This is a genomic window from Clostridium sp. MSTE9 (genome assembly GCF_000277625.1).
GTDB classification, from domain to species: Bacteria; Bacillota; Clostridia; order Oscillospirales; family Acutalibacteraceae; genus Faecalispora; species Faecalispora jeddahensis.
Window position 1 is genome coordinate 36,418 of sequence record NZ_AKFU01000037.1, and the last position, 15,484, is coordinate 51,901.

A 15,484-nucleotide genomic window follows, 5' to 3' on the forward strand; every position below is an offset into this window, starting at 1 on the left:
AATTTTGGCGGAAGGCCCGTTTTATATTTTGACGCTGGTTTTCAGTTTTCCGGGGCAGGCGGTGTATCCGCCGTTTTCTGAAATTCCGTAAACTGCCGCAGGATATCAGGGTGATCAGTGAAAAAACGGTTGAGCATGTCGATGTCCGAAACGGTTGAGGGGCTCAGCGTGTGCTCGATCAGCTCGGTTTCCTCCAGCGGATTTGAGCTGCCCAGCAGCTTTAAAAAGGTTTCGATCGTCCGGTGCCTTGCCAGAAGATATTCCCCCATCGTTTGGCCCTGTTCCGTGAGCAGAATCACCTCGTAGCGGTCGTATTTCAGGTAGCCGAGGGCGGCCAGCTTCGAAATCATTTTAGAAGCGGACGACGGCTTGACATGGAGCAGTTCAGAAAGCTGTCCCACACGGGCGTAATGATTTTCCAGATGAAGCCTGTACGCCATCTCCAGGTAATCCTCCAGTGCCGGGGTCAGCTGGCCGTCCTGATGGTTCGCCAGTTGGTACCCCCGCACGGTTCTGAAATCTGAATTGCTGCTGTTATTCATAAAATCAAACCTTTACCTATATTTTCTGGTCACTTCATAGTGGAAACAAATCCGTAAAAAGGTTGATTTTCTCCCCCGCCGAAGGCGGGGGAGAAAATCAACGGATTCCTGTTAGTATTACATTATATTCGTAACACAATTTATTTAGGCATCATATATTAGCGCAGGGAAACAATTTTGCCCCGCGCTGACTAGGCCTTGTTGGAAGGCCTGTTTTTAGGAGGAAATTTTCATGAATCGAAACCAGATCACCCTGGATCAGCTGCCGGTAGGCAGTAAAGCAAATGTCACAATGCTGACATCCGACGGAACCACCAGAAGGCGTATGCTTGACCTCGGGGTTGTGAACGGAACCGAAATCGAGCCTCTCTATAAAAGCCCCTCCGGCAATCCGGTTGCATACCTGATCCGCGGCGCGGTGATCGCGCTGCGCTCCGACGTGTCGAAGAAAATTGTCGTTTCTGTATCGTAATGAAAGTGGGGAAACGGGAAGCACGGTTGCCGTGGAATATGAAACGGTGGACTTCCCGCTCCGCTGATTCTATTTTGGGAGGATTTTTGTATGGGATTAACAAACGCATCTACGGGTGCCGGCGTGCTGAATCACTGCGGTCTACATATTGAAAAAGAGACCGAACAGGATCAAATCATCGCGCTGGCCGGAAATCCGAATGTCGGGAAAAGCACCGTTTTCAACGGCCTGACCGGTATGAACCAGCATACAGGCAACTGGCCGGGAAAAACGGTTGTCAATGCACAGGGGCAGTACCGCCATAACGACACCAATTACATCATGGTGGATATTCCCGGAACGTATTCGCTGATCGCCAATTCCGCCGAGGAGGAGGTCGCGAGGGATTTTATCTGCTTCGGCGGAGCCGACGCGGTGGTTGTGGTAGCCGACGCCACCTGCCTGGAGCGCAATCTGAATCTGGTGCTTCAAACCATGGAGATCACCGATCGTGTTGTGCTGTGCGTCAACCTGATGGATGAGGCGAAGAAGAAGAAAATCAAAATTGATCTCCCCCGCCTGTCTGAGCGGCTGGGGATTCCGGTGGTCGGCATGAGCGCGAGGTCGGGCAAGGGGCTCGACAAGCTGATGGACACCGTAGCGGCGCTCACGCGAACGGAGGAAAGAAAAAATCCGCTGCGCATCCGATACAGTGACGAGATCGAAAACGCCGTTTCTTTGATCGAGCCTGTGGTCGAAAACGCCTTACATGGAGCTGTCAACAGCCGGTGGGTGGCGCTGCAGCTGCTTGACAACGACGACAGCCTGCTTCGCTCCATGAAAAACTACCTTGGCTATGATCTGCTGGAGTCGGAAGAGGTTTTGCAACAGGTTGCGCAGGCCAGGCAGGAGCTGGAGGCCGCCGGGATTCCGCAGGAGGAGTTCCGGGATGAGGTGGTTACAAGGATCGTAAAGACCTGTGAGGAGATCAGCCGTGAAACTGTACGGTTTGAAGAGGAGAAATACGCCGAACGCGACCGCCGGATCGATCGGATTTTGACCTCCAAGCTGACAGGGATCCCGATCATGATCGCGATGCTGTTTGGGATCTTCTGGATCACCATCAGCGGTGCGAATGTACCGTCGGCCCTGCTTTCCGAGGGACTGTTTTCCCTCGAGCAGCCGCTTAACGATTTCTTTCTTTGGGTATCGGCGCCGGATTGGCTGCGCGGAATTGTCGTAGACGGCGTGTTCCGGACGCTGGCCTGGGTCATTTCCGTCATGCTGCCGCCCATGGCGATCTTTTTCCCGCTGTTCACACTGCTGGAGGATTCCGGGTATCTGCCGCGCATCGCGTTTAACCTCGACCACTTTTTCTGTAAGGCGTGCGCACACGGCAAACAGGCCCTGACCATGTGGGCAACGCAATCTATGCACAAAAAAGACAAGCCTGCAATACCTGAATTTCTACGCAAATGAAAGCGCCGTTTCCCTCAAAATCCGAGAAAAGCGGCGCTTTTTAGTGTTTTAAAAGATAATTACTGTATGTATACACTACTGTTTTCGGAATCTTATTGCACCAAGAGGGTATCTTCCATCTCCACTGTCATGTGTATACTGTTCGATCGTATTATTACGCTCTAACTCCTTAACCTTTTCCCAACACAGGCCAATGTCATAACCTTTTTCAGCGAGTATTGTTTCTACAAAATGCTTTGAGCTTAAGAACCCACCAAATTGGCTAAAAAATTCTAAAGCGCTATTTAATTCTCCAATAAATTGTTCGGTGGAAATCGGAGAATACCGTGTGCGATATATAGATATATCATCTTTCAGCGTTCTTTGTTCTGATACAGATACTTCTTTCAGTATCGAATCGGGGATCTGTTCAATACCAGGATGCTGTTTTTCAATATACTCATTAAAATAATGTAGAAATCCACTAATATTATATATTAAAAAACGCTGATGTGTTTTTTGGGTGAATTCCCTTCGCAATTCAAGTCTAGCACCTATTTTTTCGCCCGAAACATTATACCACCAATCTTCTTTTTCATCTTCCGTAATCAAAATAATGTCTTTATTCGTACTTAATGCAAAATTAAGTATCTGTTTCCAAATAATTAGATCTCCCAAAAAATTGTTTTCGCTGTAAAGTTCTTTATCTGTATCTGATTTACACTTTATTTTATCATAGTCTTTATATCCAGGCGGAATCTTTGCTTTAAACCTCATCTCCCCTTCAACTTTCAACTCGCTGAGTTCTTCCGTTGTAAACTCATCGCCTATTTTCCCATCAAAAATCTCAAGAATTTTATCGGCTAATGGGTCATTTGAATAACTTTCAAACGGTAGATTTGTTTTCTGATGATTAGTTAACCATGCCTTTAAATCTTCATGTATCTTATCAAGTTCTGGGTTATCATTTTGCAAGTTCAGCTTAGTCTGCATTTCATTAAATAGATTCTCTATATTATTAAATTCATTTGTATATCTCTTTCGAGATTCATTTATTTTAAGATAGCGATTCGTTGCAAATTCGTAAGCTATGTGGTGAGGCATCCAAATTCGTGAATTAAATACATTCATTGCGTCAAAAATCTTCCCCCTTGCTTTATCAGTTAAAAGATAAAGTTTGAGTAAAACATTAGTGTCAAAAATAAAGTAACCTGAATCCCATACACTTGCTTTCTCAGCACTTGTCAGATCAAAATAATAACCAACTTTGTTTTTCAAATTAACGCCCCCTAGAAGCACTATAAGATGCTACTATTGTAAATGTAAAAATGATGTTACATTACTAACTTGCCATTGGTCCAAATTTATATAATAGCTATAATTTAAAACTGACTATTTTTTAAAATTTTATATTAACAAAGTAATTATATTACTAAAAATATGTAATATCAATAAAATTAATACTATTTTGTAAAAACATGTAATTGTTTTATGATTAAGGTAGAGGTAGCAGAGTTTAGCTTGTAGTCTTTGGATTAAACTGTTTAGCTACACATAACCTTCGTATCTTTATTAGTTTGACAACAGGACTTTCGTATAAAAAAGATTAAGCAAAGCTAATACCATAAAGTGCAATTTTTACGGGACAAAAAATATACCTGTATATTCCCAGATTGCTTGAATAGTTTACCAATCGATGTTATACTAAGCGGGAAGAAAAAGGTATAAGAAAATTCCCATGAGGTGCATTATGGCTAAACAAATTCATGTCCGACTGGAAGATACATTATTTGAGGCACTTGCTAAGTACACAGAAGTCACTGGACAATCAGTACAAGACTGTGTTTCAGGCGCGGTGATTCAGTTGCTGAACAGACAAAAGCAAGTAATAAAAAATGATATAGATGGATTTACTTTTATTGACCTTTTTGCTGGTATTGGTGGTATGAGGATAGCGTTTGAGAGCGCCGGTGGTCATTGCGTGTATTCAAATGAATGGAACAAATATTGTCAGCAGACTTATTTTGCAAATTTTGGAGAACAACCTGACGGTGACATCACAAAAGTGAATGCCGAGGATATACCGGACCATGATATTCTTGTTGCCGGTTTTCCCTGTCAGCCATTTTCCATAGCTGGTATATCTAAGAAGAACAGTCTTGGACGTGCCACAGGTTTTGAGGATAAAACGCAGGGAACGCTATTCTTTGATGTGTGCAGAATTTTAAAAGCAAAGCGCCCGAAGGCATTTATGCTTGAAAATGTCAAGAATCTATGTAGTCATGATCGGGGACGCACTTTTGAAGTTATTAAAGAATCACTCAAGGAACTTGATTATGAGGTTTTTCCTCAAATACTTGACGGTCAGAACTTTGTGCCACAGCATAGAGAACGTATTCTTATTGTCGGGTTTGACCGCCGCAGATATGGAAATGATATTGATTTCAAATTTGATATTACACCGGTGCATCCCAAACCAGTAATGAGAGATATTCTTGAAGCTGAAGTTGAAGACAGGTATACGCTCTCAGATAAATTGTGGTCCTATCTTCAAAACTACGCTGCCAAGCACAAGGCAGCTGGAAACGGTTTTGGATATGGTTTGGCTCCGCTTGATGGTGTTTCACGGACTTTGAGTGCAAGATATTATAAAGACGGTTCAGAAGTCTTGATTGCCCAACTTGGCAAAAACCCACGAAAGCTGACCCCGCGTGAATGTGCCAGATTGCAGGGATTTCCAGACACATTCAAAATTCCCGTGTCCGACACTCAGGCATATAAACAGTTCGGCAACTCGGTTGTGGTTCCTTTGATGGCAAACGTGGCGAAATTGATTGTTCAAACGGTTAATGAGATGGACAGCCAGATAAAGAATGAGAATATTTACATTCATGAAGTTCAGCAGCTTAAGGCAGGAGTGATATGAGTGACCAGCGATGTAATGAAAGCAATACAGGCGGCATTGCAGGGGCAAAAAGTTTTTTGCAAGTTTCTCTCAGCCAATGATACAGGTGTGACAGGAGCACATCAGGCTGGTATCTATATTTCCAAGCCATCGATTCCCATACTGTTTGATGAACCTGGTCAAAAAGGTCAGAACAAGGAAAAGTGGGTTAAAGTCAGATGGCAGAGCGATTTTGAAACAGAAACACGCTTTATCTATTATGGTCAGGGCACGAGGAACGAATATCGCATAACCAATTTTGGCAGGGGCTTTCCGTATCTTAAACCCGAATATACTGGTGCACTGTTTGTTCTGGTTATGGATAACGAGGAATATTATCAGGGTTTCGTGTTGAATACAGAGGATGAAATTAACCAGTTTCTTGATTCCTTTGGTCTCAGTCCGACCGAGACCAATCAACTTATTGAAGTCCATCGGTTAAGCGCTGAGATTCATGAGAAAGCCGCGATGAATAAATTTATAAGTGCTTTGACTGTTGACTTTCCTTCATCTGAAATAATGTCAGCAGCAGCGCGCTGTATTCAGGATGAGGTTTATAATCATCGTGAATATATTTACACAAATCCTGATCGCAAGTTGCTTGACTGGACGGAAGTAGAGTACCGCCTTTTCAGAGAAATAGAACATGTTCGATATGGAGAAGTGATTACGCAGGGATTCGCATCAGTTGAGGATTTTATCAGTATGGCAAACCAGGTACTGAATCGGAGGAAAAGCCGTGCCGGAAAAAGTCTTGAACATCATCTTGCAGCCATTTTTAATGGCAATGACATCAGTTACAAAGCTCAGGCCGTCACAGAAGGCAATAAAAGGCCGGATTTTATTTTCCCATCGGAGGAAGCATATCGAGATTTTGACTTTTCCAACGACCGTCTAATCTCTCTGGCGGCAAAAACTACCTGCAAAGACCGCTGGAGGCAGGTTATTAACGAAGCTGACCGATTGAGAGGAAAGGCAAAATATCTCTGCACCCTGCAACAGGGAATCTCTGCCGCACAGATGGATGAAATGCAAGCTGAGCAGGTAATCCTTGTTGTACCGAAGCCATACATCTCGACGTTTCCAAAAGATCGACAGAATAGGATCTGGACTGTCAGAAAGTTCGTTGAGTATGTCCGTGAAGTGGAAAAAATGTAATGGCTGATATCGTATCAAGAGAAAAGCGCAGCGAGAATATGTCGGCGATTAAAAGTAAAGATACGAAGCCAGAAGTGTACTTTAGGAAGAGGCTCTATTTTCAGGGTTTGAGGTACAGGAAAAATACTTCCTCCGTGTTCGGACATCCGGACATATTTCTTGCGAAATACAGAACTGCCATATTTGTGAATGGCTGTTACTGGCATCGGCATCAGGGGTGTAAATATGCTTACATCCCCAAGAGCAACTTGGATTTCTGGAACGACAAGTTTGACAGTAATGTCAAAAGGGATTACCGCGTCAGAGAAGAGCTTCTGTTACAGAAAATAAAATGCTTAGTAATCTGGGAGTGTACTGTAAAACACATGATGAAAGATACAGAATTTGAGACTGAAGTTATCGGACAGGTTCTCAACTTTCTTAATTGCGGTGATATGTATTGTGAGCTTTAGCAAACAAAGATTAAAAATCTGGAAAGGTATTCTTGGAAATAGATGAAGTGCATACATACCTGATTGTTGACGGTATGTGTGTACTTCTTTCTTCTTTTGAACTTCAGAAGAACTACGATTTTTTGTAAGCATATGTGCTTACTATTTTTTCATTCACCGCTTAATAGTTTGATAATCAATAATAAATCACAAGTCAAGGTCGCTTGCGTTCATTTCAACCTTGGCTTGTGGTTTGTTTGATTATAATTTTATTAGCGATAAATGTACTCAAAAAAACTGTATGAAGTAATTTGCGATATAGATTGAGAATATTATTAATCCCAAGTCACGGTCTGTACCTTCGATTGACCGCTTTGCTTTACACCTTTCTTTACATCAACACGCACAGACATATGGCCAACTTTTGTTCTTCCTTTGATAATATCGAACATGATATAAGTGGTTCCCGGCTTAATCCCTTTAATTTGATAATTGCCATTTTTAAGCTTTGTCACGCTGGCCACGCCCGAAACAGAAGAATAGCATTGTACGGCAACTGCATTCATGCCTGTGGCCTTAGCACCGATTTGATAAATATTCCCCGGTGCCATAGTATAGATGCCTGTGTCAATAGTGAAGGAGCCGGTCGGAATTTTCCCTGCGTTTGCCTGTTCAGCACTAATGGCAACAAAAGGATTTCCCTGTTGTTTGGCGTAGGTCTGAGCTGCGGAACCTGCTACGCCATAAATGGTTGTTTTAAGTGCTAAAAGCTTCGTCGTTTCAGCTTCTGTTCGGTCAGGATTGTAAGGGATGTAATTGTTGTATATTCGAGTCGGAAAAGCATTTTTTCCAATCGTTTTAACGGATGGTGGAATAATTAAATGCGAAATACTGCCATTGTTGGTAAAAGCGCCTTCGGCAATACTCGTTACAGTATTAGGAATAGCAAGTTTTCCTGTTGTTATTGTACTCAAATCTCCAAACATATTCGGACCAATGGCTTTCAGTTCATGGAAAATGGAAAGATCAAGAAGCCCACATTCCCCAAAAGCATATTCTCCATATTGAGTAGCGCGTTCTAAAGTGACACTTTTTAATGCGGTGCATTTGCTGAAGGCACCTTCTCCACAAGAGGTAACATTAGGAAAATTAACATCGGAAAGTGAGGCGCAACCTTCAAAAGCTTCTTTTCCCAGAGAAGTGACATTAGGAAAATTAACATTAGAAAGTGAATCACAAATTATAAAAGATTTTTCTCCTAAAGAGGTTATATTAACACCGCTTGCACTGGTTAAGTCGCTGCAACCTCCAAAAGCGCCAGCGCCAATACTCACAGAAGAGGATCCGAAATCAGCTTTTTTAAGAGCAGTCCAATAGAACGCATTGTCACCGATTGTCATTGAAATCTTGGGAAAATTAATTTCCGATAAGCGCACACATGTATCAAATGCACCGGTATCTATAATAACCGAATCGCTTGGCAATCTTACTTTTACTAATTCGGCGCAAGTGTTAAATGCATTCGCTCCGATTCTTTCAACACTATCTGGAATATAAACACTTGTAATCGGATCTCCTCGATACATGGATTCTCCAGCAGAAATGTATTCATTATACCGTATTTCAGTAAAAGCTTCTTTTCCTATTTCAGTAACTCCATCCGGAATTACAACATCTTTTGCTGTCCCATTGTACTTCATTAGAACGCCGTCTTGAATTACGAAATCACTATCACTGTTCGCCGCAAATGCTGGTATCCCTGAAAACATACTGATGCATACCGCCAGCACAAGAAACAGAGATAGCATTTTATTTGCTTTCTTCATTATTTCTCCCTCTCCTCAATTTAATATTTTACTGAATACAAACAGGCTTTCCAGCACATACCAGAAGGCCTGTTTGTCCATTTCAGAATTTAGAAATTCAGTACGCGTCGGGTGCTTACGCCCTGTGCTTTGCCGTTTTGCACGGTAATTTTGACGGAGGAGTGAGATACTACCTTGCCGCCAACAGCCACGTCGAACGATACATAGGTAATTCCGTCTTTCAAGGCGGTTACCTTGTAGTTGCCGCTCTTGGTCTGCTCGACCTTCGCGATTCCGTTTCTCGAGGAAGTGACCTTCAAAGTCGCACCCTCGCCAACAAGTTTCGCGCCGATCTCATATGACTTGCCCTTTGGTATGGTGTAGCTGAGGGTATCAAGTGCCAGAGAACCTGCGCTGGAAATCTTTGCAGGAAGCAGAACAAAATCGGAATTGTGCGTCACTATAACAGCCGCATAACCCTGCGTATTCACGATAATCGGCTGACCGTTGTTCTGGATTTCTAATTTGCCCGTTGTGGGATTCAAATAGTAGAAATATAGCACCTGCCCAGGCTGATATCCCTGATCCTTTGCATTAACTGTAATCGTTGCAGGGGCAGGAAGTTGTCCGTTATTGGCGAATCGGAGTACAATTCCTGAATTTCCAGCTACTGCACTCTGAACTTCTAGAACACTGGCAGTTGGTACTACAGTAATCGCCAAATTTAGGTTTCCAATTTGCGTGGCCTGTGCCAACTGAGTACCATTGAAGCTCCATGTGTAAGCCGGTTGTGCTGTCTGGGGATTCTGTACGGTGAAGCTCACATTCTGACCCGACGCTCTGGCCGCCATAATAGCACTCAAATCAGCGGGGATGTTTGCTGTACCAGCAGGAGCGGAAATATTTACCTGCATACCATCGCTTGTTACTGTTGTGCTTGTGGTGGTCGAGCCGGAGGGCTGCTGAGTAGGAGCTTTACCGCTGCCAGAGCTGCCACCCTTAGAACCACCTCCGCTGGAACTGCCGCCAGTAGATTTATAATTCGCAGTAACGGTTACGTTCCTCTCAGGCATTTCAAAGGTAGTTTCGGCCTTTGTTGTGTTTGCAAAGGTGATACCATCAGCGGATGTCCACTTGTCAAATGTCTTACCGCTTGGAGCAGAATTGGCTTTGATTTTGACAGTCGCACTTACTGCCGCGCTTGTCGTGGTTACGATGCCGTTGGTAACTTCCACGCCACCATTTACAACGGTTACGGTATAAGTGCCATCAGGTAAGTCTTTATAAGTCGCTGTAACCGTCACGTTCTTCTCGGGCATTTTGAAAGTAGTGCTTGCGCTGTTGGCGTTCGCAAAGGTTACGCCGTCGTTGGATGTCCACTTATCAAAGATTTGGCCGTTTGGGGCCTCGTCGGCTTCTATGCTCACGGTTGCATTTTTCGCTGCTTGTTCCGATGTTGCTGTGCCGCCATCCACGGTTACAGTGTACTTTGTAGTAGGTTGTGGGTTGCTGCTGCCATTATAGTGCATTGTTGCATCTACAAGAGAATCATTATATTTTCCAATACTAATTTTATTCCAATCTTCTTGAGTACCATCATAGTATACATCGGTCAGTTCCTTGCAATCCCAAAACGCATTATCACCGATGTTAGTCACACTTTTGGGAATAGTTACGGAGGTAAGATTCGTGGTAAACTCAAATGCTGAATTGCCAATCTCAGTTACATTAGAGGGAATGGTAACATCATCAAGGAGGCACTGAGAAAATGCCTCTTCACCAATTTTGGTTACACTGGAGGGAATAGTATATTTCCCATTCTCAAAGAGGTAACTCTTTCCTACGGGAAAGCAGAGTAGTTCTGTTTTTGCTTTATTAAATAGAACTCCATCCGCAGATATATAATCTTTGCTGTCTTGCGCCACGTCGATGCTGGTAAGATCGAAAGAAGAAGCAAACGCTCCAGTACCAATGCTGGTAACACTGAACGGAATCAAAACGTTGGTCAAGCTTGTACCAAAAAATGCATGCTCACCAATGCTAATTACGCTGTCTGGGATGGTGACGTTGGTAAGATTGTCGCAACGGCTAAACGCATATGCACCAACCTCATTCACACTGTTAGGAATCGCATAGCTTCCTTTTTTACCTCCCGGAAAAGCTAGTAACATTGTTTTATTTCGGTTAAATAATAATCCATCAGAAGATATAAAAGATGCGTTACTGTTATCTACATTAATGCTTTCGAGCTTTGTGCATCCTCCAAATACCTCATTACCAATGCTACTCGCATTAGAAGGGATGGTAATGTTAGTGAGATTTTCGCACCCATAAAACGCTTCATCATTAATGCTGGTTACCATAGAAGGAATGGCGATGTTGGTAAGATTGGTGCAGTCTCTAAACGCCTGTGAACCAATAACAGTCACGCTATCTGGAATGGTAATGCTGGTAAGGCTATGGCAAAAACTAAACGCGCCAACCCCAATACTGGTTGCACCTTCCTCTATTTTGACAGTGGTGACATTTAAATTATCCCACGGTGAAACACCGAAATAATACATATCACCTGTTCCGTTGATGGTTAGGGTACTATTACTTATATCAAAATCATATGTAAGATTTTCTCCGCACTGTCCACTCGTATCGTCAATAGTCGCTTTCAGGGAATAAAATCCACTATTTTCAGTTTGCGTTGCGCTGTTCGTTCCCTCTTCTCCCAACGCATAAACTGGAAGGGCACCTGTTTGCACGATGCCGATCGCCATGGCCGCTGCCAAGAAAACAGACAGCGGACGAAAAAGCCATTCTTTCATTTTCCACACTTCTTTCCTTATTTTTCCATTATTATATCATCTACAAACAGGATTGTAAAGTTGCAAAAAGCATCCTAATTGTATAGTTTGGCGGAGCATTTCTATCTCGCCTATATAATGATTTTAAATTATTAAAATGGGGGGTGAGCGAATGAAAAAAAGGTTTCATGAGCTTCTGCGTGATTTGCGGACAGATTCTGACTTAACACAGCAGCAGGTCGCCGAGATTTTAGATATTTCTGCCAGCCATTATGGCCACTTTGAAACTGGAATCCGCGAACCCAGTTTATCTACATTACGAAGGATTTGTGAGTTGTTCCACGTTTCGTCAGACTATTTGCTAGGTCTCTCTATCGATGAATCTGCGGAGAAATTACTCCGTTGTTCTTCATCTTTACCCAAAGCAGAGAAAGACAAAGTGTTTGAATATAGCGAACTGTTATATCAGAAATATTGTGGAAAGAATAAATAAAGTTTACATATATTAAGAAAAACTCCAGACTACTGCGTTGGCAGCAATCTGGAGTTTTTTTATGCCCGTTGATTGATAAGATCGGCGGGTGTTTTTTGTTTATCTATCATTAATTGGCTATTTGCGGAGTAGTGCCTTTTTCCAGTTCTGAAAGTTCTTTGGCTTTTGCCAAGATAAGTTCTCGACCTTCGGAATTGCAGAAGAGAAAACCGAGCAGTAAGTCAACATCATTTAAAATGAAAGTTAGAATTATCATGGCGATAGGATTTTCAGGAGTCTTAGAAAAGTCATCTTCCATCTTTTCTTGAAAGAATTCCCAACAGTCTTCTACAAAGAACTGTTCTGCCATGTAATCTACATCTTTCCTTTCTTCATCATTAAATTTTGAAATATCGAGTTTCTTTTTAGAAATTTCTTTTTTGTAGCTAGTCATTTTCTGTTTAACCGTCTTTTCATAGTTACCGCCGTATATGCGCAGCCATTCTTTGAATGCTTGATTATTTAGCGATGTAACGACACTGTGAAATGTACCGTAGAAAGTGATATTCATTTCTCTTAATTCGTTTTTTGATTTTTCATTTAATTCCATAACAAAATCACAAAAATCTAGTAGTTCCATGTCTTGGATTATATATTTAAAAGCATCCGTATTCTGAGAGAGAATATAAGCTGCCTGAGGAGAAAGAAAAGAAACGAAAAGCTCTTTACCATAATCAATCGCATGTTTGATTTCCTCAGTTGTTATCTTATTATTATTAATATTTGGTTGTTGTGAAAGCGAGTAGGCTAAATCTAAAAATTCATCTTGTTTGATTTCGTCTTCCTTTAAACCGTTCTCGATCTCTTCAGCTGCCTTGGTTTGCTTGATTTTGTAATTTTTAGTTCTTTTTGGAGATACGGAAATCCTGTCTGGTGTAGGCTTGTATTTAATGTCATTAATATAGTTTCTACCGGCCTCTGATAAAATGGCCTGGCATTGTTGAATATTTAACCCCAAGCGCATTCCTCGTTGCAATGCCTTTTTTGCACTTTCAGTAGAAAGAAAGAAACCTTGTTTATAGAGCTCCTTGTAAACATATGAGATAGGAATATTCATTTTTTTTGCCAATACAGTGAGCACCAGATCAGGGTTAAATTCCATATTGTTTTCTTTTTTTGTCATATGATCATTCTCCTGTTAATAAATTATGCCTATTCTTGTCCCCTGGAGAATGCAATTACTATGAGATAATAGAAGCATCAACAGAAGCACTGAACAGCTTGAATTCAATTGTACTTTCTTTTTGGCACAAATTCATCCTTAAAATTATTTGGAAAATTTCCGCATTTTGTGTCCCAAACTTATTATCAAACTCCTCTATAATAAAAGACAGCGAAACAAACTACGAAAATCACAAAGACGTCTTTGCTCAAATATAAGCGAATGCAGAGGAAGGCCACCTCTCATTCCAAAACAAATTTATTTTTGGAGGGAAAATTTTATGGCAATTAATATTGAATTGTCGTTTCAACAAGTAACCGGTTCAGATAGTGCGCCTTTAGTAGGAGTGCGAGATTGGACGGAGTTTTCCGAAGGAAAGCGTGGCAAGAGAATTGGTTCAACATACGAGATTTTGTTGCTGAACAATTCTTGCGAAAAGTTACGCATTCATGTGGAAGAATCGGAATCTATCATCTCTCAGGAAGAAATTGATAAAAAGGTCCAAAGCCTTAATTTCTGCATGATCCGTTGTGATGGGTTCAAAGGTCGTCCCTATTCGGATAAAAACGGTAGGCTAGCTATTTCAGCGAGTGCTACCAAAGTGACTTTGGTCAATACGGGAACGGGGGTGGCTAAAGCATGAGAAACCTCTTTAAAGAGTTTATCGACTCTTTTCGGAAGGATGTTAGTAATAGAAATTATTCCGGAATAATTTGGAATGTTGTTCTGGCGATTTCTATTTTGGCTTTAGTATCTATTCTCCTATGGGGTATAGCTGTTATAGCTGGATATCTGTTCGATTTTCTTTCGGCCAAGTTTGAAATTATTCTCTTTGTTGCCGGTTCTGTAGTTCTTGTAAGCAAATGGATTAATGGAAAGCAACAAGAACGTAAAGAAGTTTTGGCAGCACAGCGTAGCAGAGAACAGTTGGAAAGTGAGCTTGCTCACCAGGCAATTGGTGAAAGTACGTACCTGACAGCAAGACAAGCCATGTACTCTATTTTGACTAGTGTTGCTCCAAGTTGTGGTTTGCAGACTCCTGAAGGACTCTCATCAATCGAAGCTCCAAGGCATTTTATCTCACGAGATGGAATCCTTCTGTTTCAATTTGTAGCAGTAAAGCGCGGGGAAATCAATATCAGGACAATCACAACCCTCATTGAAACGCGTATTCAGCAGATGGCCAACGCGCACGAGCTGAATTTTGAGCCAAGTACTTTGGTCGTGCTTGGCCAGGTTTACAGTGCGATTATGGTTGACCAGATTCATGATTATGGTAGTTATGTACAAATTGATGTGGTATTCACCACAGAACGCTACATTAAAACCAGAATCGAACGGAATCATCAGAATTGTAAACCACCTTTTACTGGTGGTGGGAACGATGATGATTTCTGAGATACCTCTATTGTTAGATGCAGATTTGTTGCAAGCAGGCATCAGGCGTTATATTAATACGGACTTTAATACGACGCCACATTGCCTGATCAGCGGCGAAACCGGTTCAGGAAAGTCGTATTTATTTATTCTTCTCATGGGGAAAATATCAAGGTGTTTTCCCCATGCCAAGATATACTGTCTGGATTTCAAAAGGAACGACGAGTTAAGGTGTTTACTAGATGTACCAAATGCAAGGTATTTTACCTATTTAAATGTCGTAGATGGATTACACCTAATAAATTCTGAGTTCGAATCAAGACTTCAAGGATCTACTGATCGGACACCAATTTTTGTATTCTTCGACGAGCATAATTCATTTATCTCGTATCTTACTGTTCGTGATAAAAAATTGGCGGAAGAACAGAAAATGATTTTGGGTAACATCGCCTTTATGGGGCGTTCTCTTGGTCTGAAGCTGATTTTAAGTATGCAGCGATGTGACAGTGTTTCATTTGCAAGCGGTGCTAGAGATCAGTTTGGATTGCGAATTGGATTAGGAACCTTGAGCCCGGAAGCTAAAAAAATGCTGTTTGGCGAATACGACACAGACGTTATTATGCCATGCAGTACCGGTTATGGATGGATGGCTGATAGTAGAGGTTTAAGAGCAATTCGGGTACCTCAAATTACTCGTATGGACAAACTTCGTGAGGCAATTACAGATGCCGTAACAAGATAAGACTGTTTTGAGGCGAGCGGAAAAATCGTCGTGCCGAAGGCGTTAGACGATTTTTCCACACGTCCGCGCTCCGCGAAGCGGAGCTAT

At 42.0% G+C, this 15,484-nt stretch carries 14 protein-coding genes; 9 read left to right on the plus strand and 5 right to left on the minus strand.

The genetic code is table 11. From position 1 onward, the window contains the following. Positions 1-41: 41 nt before the first annotated feature. Complete coding sequence (locus HMPREF1141_RS11555; RefSeq protein ID WP_009064591.1) at positions 42-542, minus strand: iron dependent repressor, metal binding and dimerization domain protein; 501 nt, start codon at positions 540-542, stop codon at positions 42-44. A 232-nt stretch (positions 543-774) separates the two neighbouring features. Between HMPREF1141_RS11555 and HMPREF1141_RS11560 the strand changes: the two genes are divergently transcribed. Together HMPREF1141_RS11560 and HMPREF1141_RS11565 are read left to right on the plus strand one after the other, a co-directional pair. After that, a complete protein-coding gene (locus HMPREF1141_RS11560) occupies positions 775-1,014 on the plus strand; it encodes a FeoA family protein (RefSeq protein WP_009064632.1) in 240 nt (79 codons plus the stop codon). A 90-nt stretch (positions 1,015-1,104) separates the two neighbouring features. Then, positions 1,105-2,472 (plus strand): ferrous iron transporter B, encoded by a 1,368-nt coding sequence (locus tag HMPREF1141_RS11565; RefSeq protein WP_009064576.1) that lies wholly within the window; start codon positions 1,105-1,107, stop codon positions 2,470-2,472. A gap of 75 nt (positions 2,473-2,547) precedes the next feature. Here the strand turns inward: HMPREF1141_RS11565 and HMPREF1141_RS11570 are convergent, their stop codons facing one another. Continuing rightward, the gene (locus HMPREF1141_RS11570; RefSeq protein ID WP_009064588.1) at positions 2,548-3,729 is read right to left on the minus strand and encodes a PIN-like domain-containing protein; all 1,182 of its coding nucleotides are present in this window, start codon (positions 3,727-3,729) and stop codon (positions 2,548-2,550) included. Positions 3,730-4,201: 472 nt separating this feature from the next. Between HMPREF1141_RS11570 and dcm the strand changes: the two genes are divergently transcribed. From dcm to HMPREF1141_RS11585, 3 genes are read left to right on the plus strand one after another with little or no spacing between them, the layout of a single operon-like run. Further along, the gene (dcm, locus tag HMPREF1141_RS11575) at positions 4,202-5,377 is read left to right on the plus strand and encodes a DNA (cytosine-5-)-methyltransferase (protein WP_009064626.1); all 1,176 of its coding nucleotides are present in this window, start codon (positions 4,202-4,204) and stop codon (positions 5,375-5,377) included. Then, a complete protein-coding gene (locus HMPREF1141_RS11580; protein ID WP_009064599.1) occupies positions 5,378-6,553 on the plus strand; it encodes a type II restriction endonuclease in 1,176 nt (391 codons plus the stop codon). Continuing rightward, on the plus strand, positions 6,553-7,005 hold the full coding sequence (locus tag HMPREF1141_RS11585; protein WP_035317018.1) for a very short patch repair endonuclease: 453 nt from the start codon (positions 6,553-6,555) through the stop codon (positions 7,003-7,005). The genes HMPREF1141_RS11580 and HMPREF1141_RS11585 overlap by 1 nt, the downstream gene beginning before the upstream one ends. Positions 7,006-7,319: 314 nt before the next feature. On the opposite strand, the gene HMPREF1141_RS11590 is transcribed toward HMPREF1141_RS11585, so the two are convergent. Together HMPREF1141_RS11590 and HMPREF1141_RS16890 are read right to left on the minus strand one after the other, a co-directional pair. Beyond that, positions 7,320-8,810, minus strand: coding sequence for a leucine-rich repeat domain-containing protein (locus HMPREF1141_RS11590; RefSeq protein WP_009064624.1), 1,491 nt, complete (start codon positions 8,808-8,810; stop codon positions 7,320-7,322). A gap of 89 nt (positions 8,811-8,899) precedes the next feature. After that, entirely contained in the window at positions 8,900-11,605 is a 2,706-nt protein-coding gene (locus HMPREF1141_RS16890) for a leucine-rich repeat protein (protein WP_009064618.1), read from the minus strand. A gap of 151 nt (positions 11,606-11,756) precedes the next feature. On the opposite strand from HMPREF1141_RS16890, the gene HMPREF1141_RS11600 reads away from it, so the two are divergent. Then, positions 11,757-12,077, plus strand: a complete 321-nt coding sequence (locus tag HMPREF1141_RS11600; RefSeq protein ID WP_051044306.1) for a helix-turn-helix transcriptional regulator — start codon at positions 11,757-11,759, stop codon at positions 12,075-12,077. Positions 12,078-12,186: 109 nt separating this feature from the next. Here the strand turns inward: HMPREF1141_RS11600 and HMPREF1141_RS11605 are convergent, their stop codons facing one another. Next, positions 12,187-13,239, minus strand: coding sequence for a hypothetical protein (locus HMPREF1141_RS11605; RefSeq protein WP_009064492.1), 1,053 nt, complete (start codon positions 13,237-13,239; stop codon positions 12,187-12,189). A 319-nt stretch (positions 13,240-13,558) separates the two neighbouring features. On the opposite strand from HMPREF1141_RS11605, the gene HMPREF1141_RS11610 reads away from it, so the two are divergent. Genes HMPREF1141_RS11610 through HMPREF1141_RS11620 form a run of 3 tightly spaced genes read left to right on the plus strand, consistent with a single transcriptional unit; the run spans position 13,559 to position 15,397 of the window. After that, a complete protein-coding gene (locus HMPREF1141_RS11610) occupies positions 13,559-13,921 on the plus strand; it encodes a hypothetical protein (RefSeq protein ID WP_035317020.1) in 363 nt (120 codons plus the stop codon). After that, positions 13,918-14,676, plus strand: a complete 759-nt coding sequence (locus tag HMPREF1141_RS17580) for a hypothetical protein (protein WP_035317023.1) — start codon at positions 13,918-13,920, stop codon at positions 14,674-14,676. Before HMPREF1141_RS11610 ends, HMPREF1141_RS17580 begins: the two co-directional genes overlap by 4 nt. Then, positions 14,663-15,397: an FtsK/SpoIIIE domain-containing protein gene (locus HMPREF1141_RS11620; protein ID WP_035317025.1), complete on the plus strand. Its 735-nt coding sequence runs from the start codon at positions 14,663-14,665 to the stop codon at positions 15,395-15,397. The genes HMPREF1141_RS17580 and HMPREF1141_RS11620 overlap by 14 nt, the downstream gene beginning before the upstream one ends. The last annotated feature ends 87 nt before the right edge of the window (positions 15,398-15,484 follow it).